This is a genomic window from Carboxylicivirga mesophila, assembly GCF_018271975.1.
GTDB lineage: Bacteria > Bacteroidota > Bacteroidia > Bacteroidales > Marinilabiliaceae > Carboxylicivirga > Carboxylicivirga mesophila.
This window is the reverse complement of sequence record NZ_JAGUCN010000074.1, coordinates 1-729: the sequence shown is the minus strand read 5'-3', so window position 1 is coordinate 729 and position 729 is coordinate 1. Positions and strand designations below refer to the sequence as shown.

Annotated in this window: 1 protein-coding gene; it reads right to left on the bottom strand. The window is 34.0% G+C overall.

The window, feature by feature from the left end:
- Positions 1 to 147 precede the first annotated feature (147 nt).
- The gene (locus KEM09_RS21835) at positions 148 to 687 is read right to left on the bottom strand and encodes a hypothetical protein (RefSeq protein ID WP_212232087.1); all 540 of its coding nucleotides are present in this window, start codon (positions 685 to 687) and stop codon (positions 148 to 150) included.
- Between the last annotated feature and the right edge of the window lie 42 nt (positions 688 to 729).

Genomic DNA, 729 nt, shown 5'->3' with positions numbered 1-729 from the left:
GCCAACGGTTGGCCGCATGGCGCTGTAGCAGATTCTGCGTTGAGATTGTCCGTCCGAGAGGACGAGACTATCGATGCGGGAATCTGCACGACCAAAACCCTGCTGACCCCTGCTATGCGCTATAGCGGCGTGTTGGCAACAGCACTTTTAATTCCTTGTTATTTCATTGTTATCAATACAATAATGAACACTAAGTCCTTTATCTATCCAATGTTTTATGTACTTATCAAGTAATTTTCTATTCTTCTTTTTTCTAACTATAAAACTTGCTTCAAAAGTCTCTTTTGTCTTGGTTATAACTTTGATTTTATTATTCAATCCGAATTCTGGCAAAGGGAATTCATGTCTTCTAAAACGAATTCGACCTCGATAACTTTGATGATAGATACCAATAAATTCTATTTCTTCAATATCGCGCTTTAATTCAAAAAATATCAAACAATTATAGTCTATAATTATTTCCCCAATTTTACGGGTTTTTTCGAAATAGTACCTATAATAAAATCCAATCAGGCAAACAATTACAGTAGTAATAATTAAAATACCCCCAAGTCCATTATTCGGATGAGTAGGAAATACCAATGCTAATAAACTTATGACGAATAGAAATATAATAATTCCTATAAAGCTTTTAGTCTTTATTCCGTTTATATATTCTAGAGATTCTAACCTTAAAGTTTCATTCATTATCGTCTAAAGTTTTACGTCTTGCTGTGTGTTGTTGCCAAC

What these genes read in the sequence shown, in the direction of transcription:
- KEM09_RS21835 (WP_212232087.1), bottom strand. Translation starts at nt 687, where the DNA reads ATGAATGAAACTTTAAGGTTAGAATCTCTAGAATATATAAACGGAATA.